We start from the raw sequence: 16,211 nt of genomic DNA on the forward strand, positions 1-16,211 counted from the left end.
CAAGGGTTCTACTAATTATTTTTGTTCCACAAAATATAACAAGCTTGAAAGTTCAAATCTACCTGAGAGTTTAGAAGTCATCTTCGAATATGCTCAGAGCCATGATTCCTAATGGATTTTGCTAGAAAGAGATGCAGAATAAAATATGGATTTTCCAGTTTATGATAGATAACCCTGGTCTTCAGAGCAAGACCAAAACATTAAAAGTATCGGAGATTCACAGAGTGCGAATGCTGAAACTAAAATCATCATACCATCAATGTCAAAGTCAGCTTCTTTACTGTAATAGGAAAAAGTTTCAAATTGATTTTTAAGAAGGTAAATTATATACCTGTACAGTGATGTGGCGATGTGACGAGTACTTAGTACAAGCATTGTCTGTAGTTGTATTTGGAGAAACCTCAGAGAGCCAAATTACGGAGTATCTTTCGTTTTACAACATGGAACGTTTCCATAACAAACTAGGCGACCTCTCCCCGATTAAATTCCGGGAAAAAGCCGCCGCTTAATAAAATCTCTTTTTTATTGTCTACTTGACGGGGCTATGATTATTGGCGGCGCTACGAGGCATCCCTTTTAGTTCAAGATGCTGCTATTCGAAATTTAGTTTTCCCAGTATTGCTTGGCAATCTTCTGACCTTGATCGATCTTGGCCCATTGCTCAGCTTCGCTTAGTTCGTTACCGCCATCGCAGGATGCGAAGCCGCATTGGTGCGAAAGCAACAGACGATCCTTATCAATAATTTTGGAGGCTTCGTCAAGCAACCGGATCACACGAGCTTCATCATCAAGTGTGTTGGTTTTGGATGACAACAAACCTAATACAATTTCCGTTTCAGGTCTGTCCTTGAAAACTTCCAATGCTTCGATAGAACCCGCCCGATCATCATCCCATTCCAGGAAGAAGCGATCATATTTCAACTGCTTCAGAAACAGATTAGCGATTTTCGCGTAAGATCCGCCGCCCATGTTGCGGGAATCATAGTTTCCGCGGCAATTGTGTGTCCACATTTTTAAGCCCAGGCTATGACCGAAGTCAATCACGGTATTGTTAATATCAATAAATTCGGTAGCGAGACCTTGTACTTCTTCTTGATTAATATGCTCCCCTGTAAATGGAGAGTTCGGGTTGTCGTCTGCAAAAAGCTCCCACAAGCAATCATCGAATTGCAGGATTTTACCGCCTACCGCAGCGAATTCTTCGACAAATTCCTTATACGCCTTCACAAGACCCGCTTTGAGCTCCTGAATGTTCTGATAAACAGCATTCGTACCGCCAATATTATCCGACCAGGAAAGTTCACCAAAGATATGGGATGGCGACGGAACGCAAAGTTTCGTTTGCTGGTCACCCGCCGTGTCTTGCAGTTGTTTGAACAGTTGAATGAAATGATGATTCTTTCCGCTCAGTTCGCCCGTAATACGCAAGCCGATATCTTTGCGTGTTTCATATTTCGAAGTCCCATCCACGTCTCTGAAAAAATAGCCATGATCCGCGATATAACGCTCAACTCCGCCAAAACCCCACACAAAATCCAGATGCCACATCGATTTGGAAAACTCGCCATCTGTAATAATCGACAGGTCATGCTTGATCTCCTTCTTCACAACCTGTTGGATTGCCTCCGTCTCGCATTTCTCATAACCTTCGAAGCTTTCATAGAATGGATATTGGATATCATCACGATGTTCAATTTGCGTTTTATATGTCAGCAGCTCATCGGGCCGCAACAAACTCCCTACGATCTGGAACTTATCAGTCATGTAAAAAACCCCCTCGTTGTATACGATTATCATATCACGCCAAGCGAGGTTAGAAGAGATACTTAAAAACCATAACTAGTTATAGCTAGAAGCTATAACTAGAATGACTGCTAAGATTACTTTTGATACTGAATGTTTCCAAAAGAAAAAACACAGCCAAGTCGGCCATGTTTTCCAAAAATATTATCGACTGTCCATTTAATTTCCGTGTTCATCTACCTCAACATGACCATTAATTCCAGATTTAGTAATATAACCCATATTAATATTGATGACTTTAAACCCTTCTTTCGCCATGCCGATACTCATTTGACGAAAGTATTCCGGCTTATCTCCCCAGATATGGGCTACCATCGGCTGTTCAATGTAACAACTTAATTCTTACCGCCATAGCCCTTATAAGTAGCGTAAACTGCATTTGCATATTGATCTGCCAGAATAGGACGGCCATAAGAATCCGTAGCTCCCGGATACCAGTTATCTCCACCGTTGTAGTGTAATAATCCGTTGTAGATATTTCCAAACTTCGTAATCTTCTCATTTAAAATCAACGCGCCCAGATATACCTGATCTTGTTCACTGCTATGATTATACGCACGGCCAAATTTTGAGCTGAATTGAGATAAATACGCATTGCGTGTGTTTGGTTCTACCTGCATCAATCCGTCGCCGGCCGATGGACTACCTGGTAAACCTGCTCCAAAGCTGCTTTCCTTTTTGATAACAGCACTTAGCAATAAAGCAAAATCTCCGCCTTTCCCATAGGTATTGTCCGCATTGATGACATATGTCCAGATATGGCTTGGAACCTCGGCAGGCTTTGTTACTGTAGGAGATGTTGAACCCGTATAAATCTTGACCGATGACATTTTGTCATTGATCGTGTTGCCAACCCAGGAAGAATCTGAAGTAAAGGTCCACTTTGTTCCTCCAAAATTATCATTCTCATATACATCAACCGTCCAACCGCTTGGAACCTTAAGAGACGACATCCAGTCATTCGGAATTCCGTTTGTGTTCAACTGAGACAGTGTATAATTGCCTATCCCGAGTGTCACTACTTTTCCTCCATAGTTTATATCTGCATAGAATGTTACTCCGTTCGTTGTCGGTGGTGTGGTTGGTGGCGTAGTTCCGCCACTACCGTCTTTCTGCCATAAAGCAGGAACATTGGACGGTTCCCAACCTACGAGAGAAGTATGTGCCTGAAGACAGGTATAAGTACTTCCACTATAGGTTACTGTGTCATTTACTGCATATGTGGTATTTGGAGCCCATGCTCCTCTAGCGGCTGCGTTTACTGACGGTACGGCTACACAGAATGTGGATAGAAATACTGCTAAAACTACCAAAAGTGATAAGGGATTAAAAGGAAACCTTTTATTAGTCATTTTCAAACCTCCTTGTTTTTTATTTATCTGTAGCGCTCCCGTGAGACATGCCACAGATTTTGAATGTACTATTATCTTATTTTATTTCCATTTTCTAAATTAATTCCACAATTTTTTTAATCAGATTATTACAATTCAAACAATACAACGGTAGGAGGATATGAAGATCGGGACCAAAAAGGTAATTAAAGTCGTGCTAAAAACAGAAGAAAGACTATGGACTTGAGATGATATAATCGATATCTTTGTTCGAGAGAAATCCAGCAAGTTTTTCCGCTTGTTCAGCACCAATCGCACTTAATTGAGCGTCAGGAGCTTGTCCGTCTGCTTTACAATGTCGAACAACATAAATATTTTTCATTCGTCGGTCCTCCCTATAAGCCAATGTTGCTTTTTAGACCTTTGTAGCTTCCTGACTCAGGAAAGCCTTTTTGAACAATCGCCATAAAATTCTCTGAGAATCCATAAGCTGCAAGTTTTTGGATCGGAACCATCTCCATACCACTTATAATCAAACTCGTTCGATGGGAAGCGTATTTCCCCACCTATGTTTTCGAGTAGGAACGTTATGTGTATTAGTGAAGGCGGAGCATCCGGTTTATCGCATATGTATAATAACTTAGAAACTTTAGTGTTAAGTCGTCTCTTCTTCGTTTTCTCTTGCAATTGCATCTTCAAGTATCAGCTAATCTCCTCCCAAATAACATTTCAAAAAATTATTATACCCCAATGTAATATTCGTACTTCCCTTCTGTCACTTGATCATTTTATGCAATCATAGTCATAATACCATACCAAAAAAGCCGCTTTGTCAGCGACTTATTCCTTTAGGAAGACAGCCCTCATGATATGCCAAGGCTGTCTTCGCCAACTCTAACGAAGTCTGATTCTGATTGATAACGGACTGAGCCGGTGCTGAAACCGTTGTTTTACCTTGGGCAATGCTCTGCCTAGGGGCGATACCCCTCTTTCTATTATCTATTTTATCGCCTTATGCATTGCCGCGACACCACCACTATAGCTTTTTACATCTACTTTGGAAAATCCCGCTTCCAAAAACATTTGTTTCAGTGCATTTTTATTGGGAAAATGACGGGCTGATTCTTGTAACCATGAGTATTCATCATAACTTTTGGCAATAAACTTTCCAAGCAAGGGCATGATATAGCGAACATAAAAGAGGGATGCTTGTCTATAACCGATTAATGTGGGTTGGGATGTTTCTAAACAAACGACTTGTCCGCCTGGTTTAGTTACTCGATACATCTCCCGCAGTACGGTGGAATAATCGGGTACATTTCTTAAACCAAAACCAATGGCTACATAATCAAATGAATCATCTTCAAAAGGAAGCTCCATGGCATTTCCCTGGATAAGTGTAAGCTGCTTTAAAGCTTGTTGCTCTTGCTTATCTTGTGCTATTCTGAGCATGTTTTGGCTAAAATCTAATCCAATGACTTCTCCATACGTTCCAACAGCATTTGCTAAAGCAATCGCCCAATCCCCGGTTCCAGTGCACACATCAAGAGCTTTACTACCTACTTTCACATTCATCCGTTTCATAACATCATGGCGCCATGCGATATGTCTCCTGAACGTGATGACCGAGTTCATCGAGTCGTATTGATCCGATATCTTTTCAAATACCTGATGAACTCTTTCCGACTTTGTTTGTTCAGACATGAAATTCCCTCTCTTCCACAAGTGCAATATGATTCTTTCAACGAACATTATTTATCCTCATCACGCACTGCGCCGCAGTTCATAAAAATATTGCACAATCGGATGCTTTAACTTCATCATATCTCCCATGTTTAAAATCCGCTTTTTGCCAACTCGTCTGTCTATCAAAGCTAGAATATTCAATAAGATATCATCGCTCTCTATGCTTTCTTCTATAGAAGTAGATAAGAACTTATTCGCTGTAGCGACAAAATTGGATTTACTTAATGCAGCCTGTTCTGACAAAAGCTCCTTTGAGAGTACGGATACTTTTCTATTTCTTGCAATTACGTTTAGACGATCCTCTGGAACGGTCCCTTTTGTTTCCTTTCTGACGGCTTCCAATTCATCATCGCTGATCGGAATTTCGATATTGGGATCATTCTTAATTTCCAGCTCCGTCTGATACCATCTGATTGAGCTGGTTTTATCACTCATATTGAGTACGTTCTTTTTATCTACCGAAATATAACAAAGCCCTGCTTTATCAGGTGAATAGCGATAACCGGTTGCGCGATATTCAACTCTTCCAGCTAACGTAGGACTGAGAAAACTCTCCAGCTGTTGCTTCAATTTACTCCAGGACATAGATCCTCCTATTTTCAATAAGCCTACCGCTCGAATGGCGGCAAACATCTTAAATTAAACATCTACATGTACCTCTCTAATTCCAATAACGACATTCACCTAAAGTATAACACAGCACCACGAAATGGCCTCTCCTATTGATATAGAAACAGGAATTGGTAACCCAAGGTGCTAATATCAACATAGAGAATAAACAGGGGAATCCCTCCTTAGCTAAGGGGTTAGTCAATTGCAGGAATAGTGCTATTGTCAACATGGCGGAGATCTCCGCGATTCTGCTGAATGCCGGAGCATCGGTCACCCCGGCTATGAAAGAGTCCGTGAAGCGAATTGGCAAGGATTTTGAATTCTTCCGGGAAAAGTTCAATAAGGACAGCGTTGACGAAGTCTCAGACGCGCTGCTCCAGTTTTATCGACTATTTGATGTCGAGCCGGTAGCGAATCGAATCATGAACGATGGAACTGCCCCCATTCAGGTAACTGCAACCACCTGGTCCAAACAGCACCAAGAGCTTTGGGAATATCTCATCCCGCCTCAGGGCCATGCGCAAACGGTGCAGGGAGAGGTGATCCGCATCACAGGACGCGTCTCTCATGAAGTATTGAATAATGGCGGTGGAAACTGGGATGCTGAGTATCGTAAGATGCTGGATGCGCTGACTCGGCACCTTGGCAGTGGTGCGCCATTAGCTCCGGTACTTCTCCAAGAGGTAGCAGACTTGGCCGGTAGACTTCGCAATGGATCGGATTATGATGCGCCTGCTAGATTATGCGAGTTGGCGGTGTTATGGGTGCTTGCTAATCCTCAGCCCCTCGCGATGGCACAACTGGAGTATACGCGTTAATGCCCTAGGCCTTTTTCAATAAAATCGCGGGCTTATTCTTTATCTATTGAATTAGAAATAATGCAAAAAAGCTAAACTGCTTTCTCCCAAAATTATTTGGAAGAATTGCTGTTTAGCTTTAATTATATTTCAAACAGTCACATGGATTTCCAGTCTTCCCTCTCCCATTTCGCACATTCCCTTAACAAAGAGATGTTAACTTCCACGTTACTCCGCCTCATCGTGTTCCTTACTTCCAAATTCATCGAGCAAAGCACGCACTTCATTTGTTGATTTCGCGTTCATCAAGCTATTCCTGAGCTCACTTGCTCCTCGAAATCCCCGGACATATATTTTGAAGAAGCGGGCCAGTGGGCTGAACGCACGCGGTTCAAGCTCTGAATATTGATCATACAGGTCCAAGTGAAGCCGCAGCAGATCAAGCAATTCCTCACTACTGTGTTCCTTCGGCTCCTTCTCAAAAGCATACGGATTTTGGAAAATACCGCGTCCAATCATAATGCCATCTACGCCATATTGCTCAGCCAGCTTCAAGCCGGTCTCACGGTCAGGGATATCCCCATTAATGGTCAGCAGTGTATCTGGTGCTATCTCATCACGAAGTTTCTTAATCTCCGGAATCAGTTCCCAGTGAGCGTCTACTTTGCTCATTTCCTCTCTCGTCCGCAGGTGAATGGACAGATTCACAATGTCCTGCTGCAAAATATGAGTCAACCAGTCGCGCCATTCGTCTACAGCTGTGAATCCGAGACGTGTTTTGACGCTGACAGGCAGTCCCCCTGCCTTGGCTGCTTGAATGATCTCCGCTGCGATTTCGGGACGACAGATCAGCCCGCTTCCTTTCCCATTCTGTGCTACATTCGCTACAGGACAACCCATATTGATATCGATGCCTTTAAAGCCTTCTTTCGCCATCCCGATACTCATCTCACGGAAAAATTCAGGCTTGTCTCCCCAAATATGCGCCACAATCGGCTGTTCATCCTCCGTAAAAGTCAAACGCCCGCGCACACTTTTGTTTCCCTCCGGGTGACAATAACTCTCTGTATTCGCAAACTCGGTAAAAAACACATCCGGTCTGCCCGCTTCACTTACGACATGTCGAAATACAACATCCGTTACATCTTCCATGGGTGCAAGTATAAAAAATGGTCGTGGTAAATCACGCCAAAAGTTTTCCTTTGTCATCTCTAAACCCCTCTATACCTTCGAGGACAGTCTAATGCCCTTATTAATAGTAAAAATCGTAACTCATGCATCTGTATATTTATCATTTACATTAGCATTAACAGTTTCGTTGCAATTTACATTTTGATGTCCTTGCTGCTTCTTCACTTGTACCATACAAATGTAACTTCGTTCAAACATCAGTTTATGTTATTGCTTCCAGTAAATCTTCGGAATTCACCTTTCCCGATTTTATCACGTATTTATGTAATTTTCAGCACGAGTTCATCAGTAGAACAATAGAACCACAACTTAACTTTCTCGTTTCGGTCTTCATAATAGAAAACAAGCTTCTTACATCGGTAATTTTTTGATCGATTACTCTTGCCGAACTGGAGAAGCTCCTCTAAAATGAAGCTCGGCAGGCTTTAAACCTGCAAATCGTGATTTGGAGGAGGCCTGAATTAAACATGGAAATTACGCTGGATATTATCAAAGACAAAGTCGAATGCCTGCAGGCTTATGACTTCCGTGAACTGGAACGAGCGATCGAAGAACGAATCGGAATGAACAAAGCGCTTCTGCTCCGGGTGAAGCATGTTCAGCATCAAGTGACTTTCGACCCGCTTCGCAACAAGATGTTATATAGTGCAGTTGTGCATTTTTCCGCAGAGTGATGGACGAGTTTTTACTTTACTAGCTCCCATTACAAAAGTAGACCCGGTCGTTACGGAATCCGTGGAGAATCCGCCAAAGATGGTATCTACATTCTCCCCACCGCCGAGCATTAGATATAAAAAAGTAAAACTACCCCCGACCAAATAACATACGAGGGTAGTCTTTTTTATCAGTTGATTCAATTAAAATTTACATATTTACATTTCCCAGATCCGGTACAGAACCATCGCTGCTTCAGCACGGGTCAATGATTCAGTTGGTGCGATTTTGCCATCTTTGCCGTTGACGATTCCGCTTCCTACAAGGGAAGTTACACTATCCACAGCGTAAGTGGAAATGCTTGCACCATCGGAATAAGGAGCTAGATTTCCGTTGTCGGCAGATTGCTTACCTGCTGCTTTCAGGGCTTTTGCCGTAAGAACCATCATGTCTTGACGAGAAATGCTGCTGTCTGGTTTGAATGTGTTGTCTTCGAATCCAGAGGCAATTCCAAGTTCTTTGGCAATAGCCACAGCCTGGGCATAGTGAGCAGTTGGCTGTACATCGCTGAAGGCTGCCCCGTTCGTGCCTGAGCCCTTCAATTCAAGTGCTCTGACAAGCAAGGTGATAAAGTCTGCTCTCGTGATAGAAGCTGCAGGAGCGAAGCTACCATCAGAGATTCCTTTAATAATATCGCGTGCAGCCATCGCTTCGACTGCTTGTTTCGCCCATAGGACGTTTTGCACATCGGCAAAAGACTTGGTTACGTAGGCTACAGCATAGGTGCTGAAATGAGTTGTTTTAAACACCATCGAGCCGGATTTGGCATCATAGCGTCCGCTTGGTAAGGCTGTTGCCTGTCCTTGATTGTCAATGTAAAGAATCACGATCTGATGTGCATTGACAAGCTCTTGTGCAGCAGGCGTGTACGGAACAGATACCGTTACAGGAGCCGCAGGATTGTTCCAGGCAAGGAGACGGTCACCAGCTTTTACGCTTAGATCGATCACCGGACGGCTGCCCACAATAGCGTGAAAATCTGCGCCCAGACGATCTGCTGAGACTTTGTTAATCTGAATAGAGACTTGATCGGCTTGCTCCGTAATATTAGAAAGCATGTTAGACGGAATTTGAAGTGTTGCATTCTCCGTCTTAAGCACAAACTCAACATTATTGTTGCTTTGCAGACTGGAAGTCGGCAGCTGCACCACATAGGATTGGGCATTGGCCTGCTTCGGCACATCAATGGTAACCTGCTTCTTGCCATTTGCACCTGGAGAAGCTTTTTCAATGGCTTTATTTAGGCTATCGCTCGAAACGGTTGCTGTGGCGGTTCCATTTTCGACTTTGATTATCGGTATAATTACTGAGTCGTTGCCCGGAAGCTGTGGTTGAGGCTGCGCCTGTGGCTGCGGCTGCGGCGTAGTTCCTGAGTTCGATCCGCCACTGTTACCCCCGCTGTTGTTACCTCCACCACTGTTGCCTCCGCCATTGTTTCCGCCTGAAGAAGGTTTGCCAGTAAGCGTCAATTCACCGAATACGGAAGTATCCTGGTAACCTTGACCGGATGGATCATTCCATGCGTTCACGCTGATTCTGTTGCCGTCTTTGGCATCATTGATCTGCGCATCAAAGCCAATTTTGGCATTGTTCGCAGGCTTAACCTTCTTGAACGGAATCTTCATTTCAACGGTGTAGTTGGTACCGGAAACAGAGACTTTGGATTCGAAGCCTGCTGCGATTTCCGCAGGATTAAAGGAAGCGGCGTTCTCGAAGTTCACTCTGTATTGTCCATCATCGTCCTGGAAGGTAGCTGTTTTTCCGTTATTTTCATCGACAAATACTTCGACGGAATCCTGCTCCCATACATTCGGGTTGGACTTGTTCAGTTGATCGTCTCTGACTTGAACCAACACATACAGATTGTCGTCATCCCACAGTGCTTTTGCTGTTCCTGTCGCACCTGACCATGCCATTTGCTTCGTATCGAGTTTCATTTCAGGAGCATTACTCCATACACTGTCTACGGAGCCATCGATAGCTGGTGTCCCATAGTGCGCGCTTGATTTCTTGTATTCAAGGGCTTCGGGTGGATTTTCCGCCATGTACTTTTGCGAATCAACGACCGCGTAGAACGCCTTTTTTGCTTGAAAATTCTTGTCAAACAAGGTTGGATTCTGCTCGGCTCTCCAGCTGGTGCTGTCATTTAATCCCCAGAAGGTGACACGCGAAATATGCTCGCTGTTCTTCTTATAGAGATCCATTAATTGCGCATACAGATAGGCCTGCTGCTTTGCTTCTTTTTCAGTAATTGTAGAATTGGTGCCTGCCATAATGTCCAACTCGGTGACACTGACTTCTACACCCAAAGAAATGAAACGTTCGAGCGACATCTTGACATTGTCCAATCTCGTGCCCAAATTGTAGTGGGCTTGCATGCCGATGCCGTCAATCAGTTTCTTGCCAGGGTGATTTACGGCGTACTTCTCATTGATCTCTTTCACCATGCTATAGATAGCTGTAGCTTTATTCTCGTTGTCATCGTTGTAGTCATTGTAGTAAAGCTTGATATCCCAGCCGTTTTCGTCAATGACTTGTTTGGCCGCAAGGAATGCCTCCTCTATAAATTCAGGGCCGATGGCTTGTAACCAGCCTGAATTACGCAATGCATTTTTCCAGTCTTCCGGATTAGCCGGGTTATCGTTCATGGCTTCGTTGACAACATCCCAAGAAATGACTTGGTCACCAAAGTGCTCAACGACCGTTTTAACATGTGTTCTTAGATTGGTCAGAGCATCCTCACGGCTCAATGGTTTACCACTCTCTGCCGTATGAAGCCATGTAGGTGACTGCGCATGCCATACGAGCACGTGACCGTGCAAATCAAGACCTGCATCCTTTACTCTTTGGACAAGAGCATCTTCTGCGGTGAAATCAAATTGTCTGTCCGTATCATATGCATAATCCGGCTTCATGTCATTTTCAAACGTGACGACATTGTGATGCTTCTTCAGAAGCTTGAGCCGAGTCTCATCAAATGTAGACGGATTAACAATATTCCCAATCAGGAAATCATCCTCATAAATATCCTTGATATTAGGAAGATTTTCTTGAATCGGAGGTGCGGCAGCTACAGGTCCCACATATTTTAGAGCAAAGTCATCCAAGAAAAAGGTACGGTTGCCTCCATCGTTGTTTGCTGTTTCAATATAAGCATTGAGTACGCTTGGAGTAGTGGTGAGCGTGTACTTACCCGTTAAGTGTACCCATTCCTGATCGGTAACGGTTGCATTTGGTGAAACGTTCGCAAAGCCGCTGTCAGCATATTGAACACTAATTCGAAGTGTTGTAGGTGCTTGGCCAAGTGCCATTTTCACCCAAGCAGAGAGCTGGTATTCATGATTCTTTGCCATTTTTCCAGTAGCATCAACCAAGGCTGCATCATATTGTGTCGTAGTCGTCACAAGCAAGCTTTGCTTGCCGCCAGATGTATGATTATCGTCTTCGGAAAGAACTACCGTTTCACGGCCATTTCGTGCTTTGAATCCATCCAGACCATTCTCAAAGTCTGCAGAGATGCCCGTTTTATCTACATTTTCCGGTTCGGTTTGATCAGGGGTTACATCGGTGATGATGACTTCATCAATGTAAATATCCGAGGTTAACGTATTGCCCGATGGTTCAACATAGATGATGACCTCATTCGTTTTAGAAGGGATTTCGTAGCCCTTGGTTTCTAATAGCGTCCAGTCAGAAGCGGTTACAAGCTTGTTGCCTATAATCCAAGGATACTTCTGGTCATCGGCTAATATTTCAGAATTTATTTTGGAAGCCAGATGGAACTGGCCTTCACCGGAACCGAGTCTAACCTTGAGAGAAATATCATACTTACGGTCGGATTTCATTTTACCCGTAAGTACGAGAGCAGGAACGGCCTTCTCATCAGCCCGGTTGAAGAACTTCAGAGATTTCGTGCCTTCGGAGGCTAAGTTATCAACGACCGCAGTATCCCCGCTCGATCCCCAACCCAGCTTGCCCCATCCATCGGTACTGCCGTCTTCAAAACTTTGGTTGAGGACTACAGTAGGCTCTGCAGGTGCTTCTGCTTGGGTAATCGTGATATCCCCGATATAGAAAGAGACACCTTTACCTGCTTCATCAGACTTGATTCGCAGAGCTGTCTTGTCCACACTGGTAACGGAGAGAGCGGCGGATAGCGTAATGCCTTGTCCTGCTTTAAAGTCAGCAGAGCTAATTCCAGTGTACCCCTCTGAGCCAGTAACGCCCTTATTAGATACAATCTCCAGGACAGCTTTCCCAGCTGCAGGCGGGTTAGCATCAGTATCGACATAAACGGAAGCGGTTACAGAATACTCTTTGCCAACGGACAAACCAAGGTCATCAAAAGCGAGGTCCACGCCATCCCAGTTATTAGATCGGTTACTAACTTTTAAAGCTGCTCCATCATCATTGCCTTCAAACGGCTTGCCTGTTACAGTGCTCAGCTGAGCACCGCCTGATTGAGTTACCTTGCCTTGACCATACTGGAATGTTTCTTGATACACAATTTGTGAATTAGATGCCGTTAGATCCGCAGCGCTAACTGCCGGAGCAATCAAGCCGCCTGGAAGAAGCAGAGCCGCTGCGAGTAACCCGGAAACGACCTGCTTAAATGATTTCTTCATTCGAAGCATTCCCCCCACACCAAAATTTTTTACGAACTATATAAATCGCTTACATAATTTGTTGTAACCAGCCTCCTTCACCCCAGATAATACCACTTCATGAAAGAGAAATCTTACTCCAAATTAAAGGTGAATCTTAGTTTTTTACAGCACTATACCAAGTCTGATCATTGTACGTGGACATGCTCTTCGTTCTGCTGATCATGCCGCGGCAGATAGAATCGAGAAGCTATATAAGCTGAAACGGTGTTCATTACTCGTCACGAAATTGTTATGTTCAATATCATGATAAATCTCTATCAAATACATAAAATCCACAGTCAAGCGGTTCCGTGAATCCGATGCTTGTTAAACCAGTTAAAGTACTGGATAATACCATTAATATACAGACAGTCACTTTTGAGGACTAAGGGGGAAAGACCTTGCAGGAATTTATTTTTAAGAAGGATTATAGAAACAATGAAGCACTTCGAACAAGTTTCTTCGAACTTGCTGCTAACACTTTTGATTTAAAATTTGAAAATTGGTACAAACAAGGGTTTTGGGGAGAACGATACATACCTTTTTCATTTGTAGATGGAGATCAGGTTATTGCCAATGTTTCCGTTAACATCCTTGAATTCATCATTCACGCGGAGAAGAAAAAAGCGATTCAAATCGGCACGGTGATGACACATCCTAATTATCGGGGGAAAGGACTTTCTGCACGTTTAATGAATAAAGTTTTAGAGGAATACGAGAACAAGTACGATTACATGTACCTTTTTGCCAATGAATCGGTGCTTGATTTTTACCCCAAGTTTGGGTTTAAGCCTGTGGAAGAACATCTTTTTTCAATGAATTATACGGCAAAAAAATCACCGGAGCCTGCGAACATTCAGAAACTCGATGTTACTAACGCGGAGGATTTGCGCCTTATCCATAAATTCGCATCCGAAAGACTACCTGTTTCGCAGCATTTTGCAACTAATCATACCCAGGGCATATTCATGTTTTACTGCCTGAATGTTTTTAGTGATGATATTTATTACTTGGAAAATGAAAACGTCATCGTTATTTATAAAAAAGAGAAACATAACATCGACCTCTTCGATGTAGTTAGCTTAAACAAAATCCATATGACAGATATTTTACATCAGATTGCAGATGAGGATACGGAGAAAATAACCTTCCATTTCACGCCAGATGCAACAGATCATATCGTTCTAAAAAGTACAATCACCAATGACGGCTTATTTGTAAAAACCCCCGGCGAAAATATCTACCCTTTGCATGTTAAATACCCGATTACTTCGATCGCTTAATGATTTATTTAATAATGCCTACCACCTGCCATACTTAAAAAAGATCAAAAAGGAGCAGGATTCCCCTGCTCCTTCGCTATGTGAAACTTCTTTCTCTCATCAATCGTAAATTCACAAGGTATAATGAAGTCAGATGACCGTTCAGCATGATCTTACGACCATCATAATGAAGGAGGGGACATTCGTGGCGTTTATCCCGTTAAACTGTCCCAATTGCAACGGAAGAATTGAATACAAAGAGGGTGAGATTTTAAAGTGTCCCTATTGTGAAACAGAGCTTTTATTGAAGCAAAATCATGTCTATTACGTAGACCAGACCATTAATCACTACCACGGAACGCCCTCTAAAGCACCGCGGAAGCAGGCTGTCTCCGTAAAGCTAATGCTAATGCTAATGCTGATACTAATGTTAGTCATAACTGGCGCCATCGGTACTTATTTTTATTATAGCAACAGCTCTACCTATTCAAAAACAGAAGCCAATCTGCCTGTGCGAAAGATGCCCGAAAGCAAGGTTCTGCTCTCATTTTTGCGAGATATCTTCGACAAAGGGTCTGCCTTGCCGACAGAGGAGGAATTGGCTCGTCTTCGCTATTTAACTGTAGAGCATTCGGAGAATGATCAGTGGAGGTTTACATATAGCCTCTCCGATCCCTTCAGCGATGAACAGGCCGAGAAGATCACTTATGTTACTCAGGACAAGAAACTGAATACTCAGGAGATCGATCAGCGGGATTTTGAAGCATTTAAGGGACTGACAGCATTGGACCTGACGAATACCTATGAAATCTCCCAGACGGACCAAACAACTTTGGCCCATATGCCCGGATTAAAAAGTTATGGAGGCGCTTTTAACGAATCCTTTAGTAAATTTTCGGGCTACTTTGGCGACAAGTCTAAAATTACGGAGCTTTCCACTCAGCTTCGCAGCAATCAGGAATTGGCACTACTGCTGGAATTCCCCAATCTGGACTCTTTATCCATTACCTATGTGGATGAGTCCGTAACGGATTTCTTTCTGTTGAATAAACTGCCGCTCAAGTCCCTGTCGCTCACCTTTGTCGATGAACTCGGATGGTTGTCGTCCATGACCGGGCTATCATCCTTGTCCATACAGCACAGTGAAGCCACCGATCTGCAGCCGCTGTACGCCTTAACCCAGCTTCAGGAGCTTCAGCTTTCCTATTTAACCAACGTAAAGTCCATCGACTTTGTGCAAAATATGCCTGCTCTACAAACGCTAGATATTGAAAATGTAAATTTTTCCAACCTGGAGCGCCTGGCCGACAAGACCTCCATCACCAAGCTACGCCTGGCTTCCTTAAGCAAGCTTAGCTCGGTAAAAACCATAAACAGTCTCTCTTCTCTACGGGAGTTAACGTTGTCAGGTTACTACGAGAATGCAGAAGCGCTGACATTGCCTAATGTAGGGCGAGTGGAAATACCGACCTCCTTTCTCCCGGGGCTGAAGGCGCCCGTCGCAACCAACCTGACGCTCCGTGGCGGAAGCGGAGAGTTAAATTTGGCGGCGTTGAGGAAATTTCCGAAGCTGAAGCAGCTTTCCCTCTGGGAGATCAGTGAAATAACTCGTCTAACCGCCCTGGACGGCTTGTCCCGCCTAGAGACCCTAAGCATTTACGACTCGTCACTGTTCAAGGAAAGCGACGCCTTATTTCGTTTGAAGCAGGTGAAATCTTTGGTGTGCTCCGAGTGCAGGCTGAACTTTGAACAAAAGGCGGCCGCGGAGAACAGCGTGCTTGAACATTTGACCTTAGAGCAGCCATATTTCAGCATAAACAATACCTCTGTTACTGAAGTTGACCGCATGATGCCTTACTTTGCCAAACTGTCAGCTCTGCGTTCCTTCTCTCTGCAAGACAGCAATTTGACTTCTCTCGAATTTATGAGCAACTGGCAGGCCATAGAAGAGCTTCATCTCGAGAACAATGTCATTTCCAATATAGAGACCCTAAGCCAGATGCCTAATCTGCAAAAGGTATATCTATCCGGTAATTCCGTACAAAACAAATCCGTGCTTGGTACGGGTGTGCACGTATATTAATTATATTAATTACCGCCTGGGATGAT

General features: G+C 43.6%; 12 protein-coding genes and 2 pseudogenes. 5 read left to right on the forward strand and 9 right to left on the reverse strand.

Annotated elements, in window-relative coordinates:
- The first annotated feature begins 341 nt into the window (after window positions 1-341).
- Window positions 342-509, forward strand: coding sequence for an IS3 family transposase (locus tag P364_RS38530; RefSeq protein WP_081718214.1), 168 nt, complete (start codon window positions 342-344; stop codon window positions 507-509).
- A gap of 94 nt (window positions 510-603) precedes the next feature.
- Here the strand turns inward: P364_RS38530 and P364_RS0128770 are convergent, their stop codons facing one another.
- The 7 genes and pseudogenes from P364_RS0128770 to P364_RS0128800 form a co-directional block, all read right to left on the reverse strand.
- The gene (locus P364_RS0128770; protein WP_024633489.1) at window positions 604-1,764 is read right to left on the reverse strand and encodes a cobalamin-independent methionine synthase II family protein; all 1,161 of its coding nucleotides are present in this window, start codon (window positions 1,762-1,764) and stop codon (window positions 604-606) included.
- A gap of 255 nt (window positions 1,765-2,019) precedes the next feature.
- Window positions 2,020-2,127: pseudogene (locus tag P364_RS38320) on the reverse strand (tRNA-dihydrouridine synthase); the annotation flags it as partial.
- A gap of 11 nt (window positions 2,128-2,138) precedes the next feature.
- Window positions 2,139-3,155, reverse strand: coding sequence for a carbohydrate-binding protein (locus P364_RS0128780; RefSeq protein WP_024633490.1), 1,017 nt, complete (start codon window positions 3,153-3,155; stop codon window positions 2,139-2,141).
- Window positions 3,156-3,369: 214 nt separating this feature from the next.
- Window positions 3,370-3,516 carry a histidine phosphatase family protein gene (locus P364_RS37040; protein WP_143812670.1) on the reverse strand — a complete coding sequence of 49 codons (147 nt, stop codon included), beginning with the start codon at window positions 3,514-3,516 and terminating at the stop codon, window positions 3,370-3,372.
- Between the two features lie 13 nt (window positions 3,517-3,529).
- Window positions 3,530-3,834 (reverse strand): annotated as a pseudogene (locus P364_RS38325) (NUDIX hydrolase); the annotation flags it as partial.
- 299 nt (window positions 3,835-4,133) lie between these two features.
- Entirely contained in the window at window positions 4,134-4,838 is a 705-nt protein-coding gene (locus tag P364_RS0128795; protein WP_024633491.1) for a demethylmenaquinone methyltransferase, read from the reverse strand.
- 60 nt (window positions 4,839-4,898) lie between these two features.
- Window positions 4,899-5,465, reverse strand: coding sequence for an SF0329 family protein (locus tag P364_RS0128800; protein WP_024633492.1), 567 nt, complete (start codon window positions 5,463-5,465; stop codon window positions 4,899-4,901).
- Between the two features lie 254 nt (window positions 5,466-5,719).
- Here P364_RS0128800 and P364_RS0128805 point away from each other — a divergent pair, with 254 nt between their 5' ends.
- Window positions 5,720-6,310, forward strand: coding sequence for a hypothetical protein (locus P364_RS0128805; protein ID WP_201770147.1), 591 nt, complete (start codon window positions 5,720-5,722; stop codon window positions 6,308-6,310).
- A gap of 207 nt (window positions 6,311-6,517) precedes the next feature.
- Here the strand turns inward: P364_RS0128805 and P364_RS0128810 are convergent, their stop codons facing one another.
- Window positions 6,518-7,498: a tRNA dihydrouridine synthase gene (locus P364_RS0128810; protein WP_029881385.1), complete on the reverse strand. Its 981-nt coding sequence runs from the start codon at window positions 7,496-7,498 to the stop codon at window positions 6,518-6,520.
- A gap of 449 nt (window positions 7,499-7,947) precedes the next feature.
- On the opposite strand from P364_RS0128810, the gene P364_RS0128815 reads away from it, so the two are divergent.
- Window positions 7,948-8,154 carry a DUF2536 family protein gene (locus P364_RS0128815; protein ID WP_024633494.1) on the forward strand — a complete coding sequence of 69 codons (207 nt, stop codon included), beginning with the start codon at window positions 7,948-7,950 and terminating at the stop codon, window positions 8,152-8,154.
- A 198-nt stretch (window positions 8,155-8,352) separates the two neighbouring features.
- On the opposite strand, the gene P364_RS0128820 is transcribed toward P364_RS0128815, so the two are convergent.
- Window positions 8,353-12,819 (reverse strand): endo-1,4-beta-xylanase, encoded by a 4,467-nt coding sequence (locus tag P364_RS0128820; protein ID WP_024633495.1) that lies wholly within the window; start codon window positions 12,817-12,819, stop codon window positions 8,353-8,355.
- 422 nt (window positions 12,820-13,241) lie between these two features.
- Here P364_RS0128820 and P364_RS0128825 point away from each other — a divergent pair, with 422 nt between their 5' ends.
- Together P364_RS0128825 and P364_RS0128830 are read left to right on the forward strand one after the other, a co-directional pair.
- Entirely contained in the window at window positions 13,242-14,123 is an 882-nt protein-coding gene (locus P364_RS0128825; protein ID WP_024633496.1) for a GNAT family N-acetyltransferase, read from the forward strand.
- 184 nt (window positions 14,124-14,307) lie between these two features.
- Window positions 14,308-16,185, forward strand: coding sequence for a leucine-rich repeat domain-containing protein (locus P364_RS0128830; RefSeq protein ID WP_024633497.1), 1,878 nt, complete (start codon window positions 14,308-14,310; stop codon window positions 16,183-16,185).
- Window positions 16,186-16,211: the final 26 nt, after the last annotated feature.

The sequence above is a fragment of the Paenibacillus sp. MAEPY2 genome (assembly GCF_000499205.1).
Lineage (GTDB): Bacteria > Bacillota > Bacilli > Paenibacillales > Paenibacillaceae > Paenibacillus > Paenibacillus vandeheii.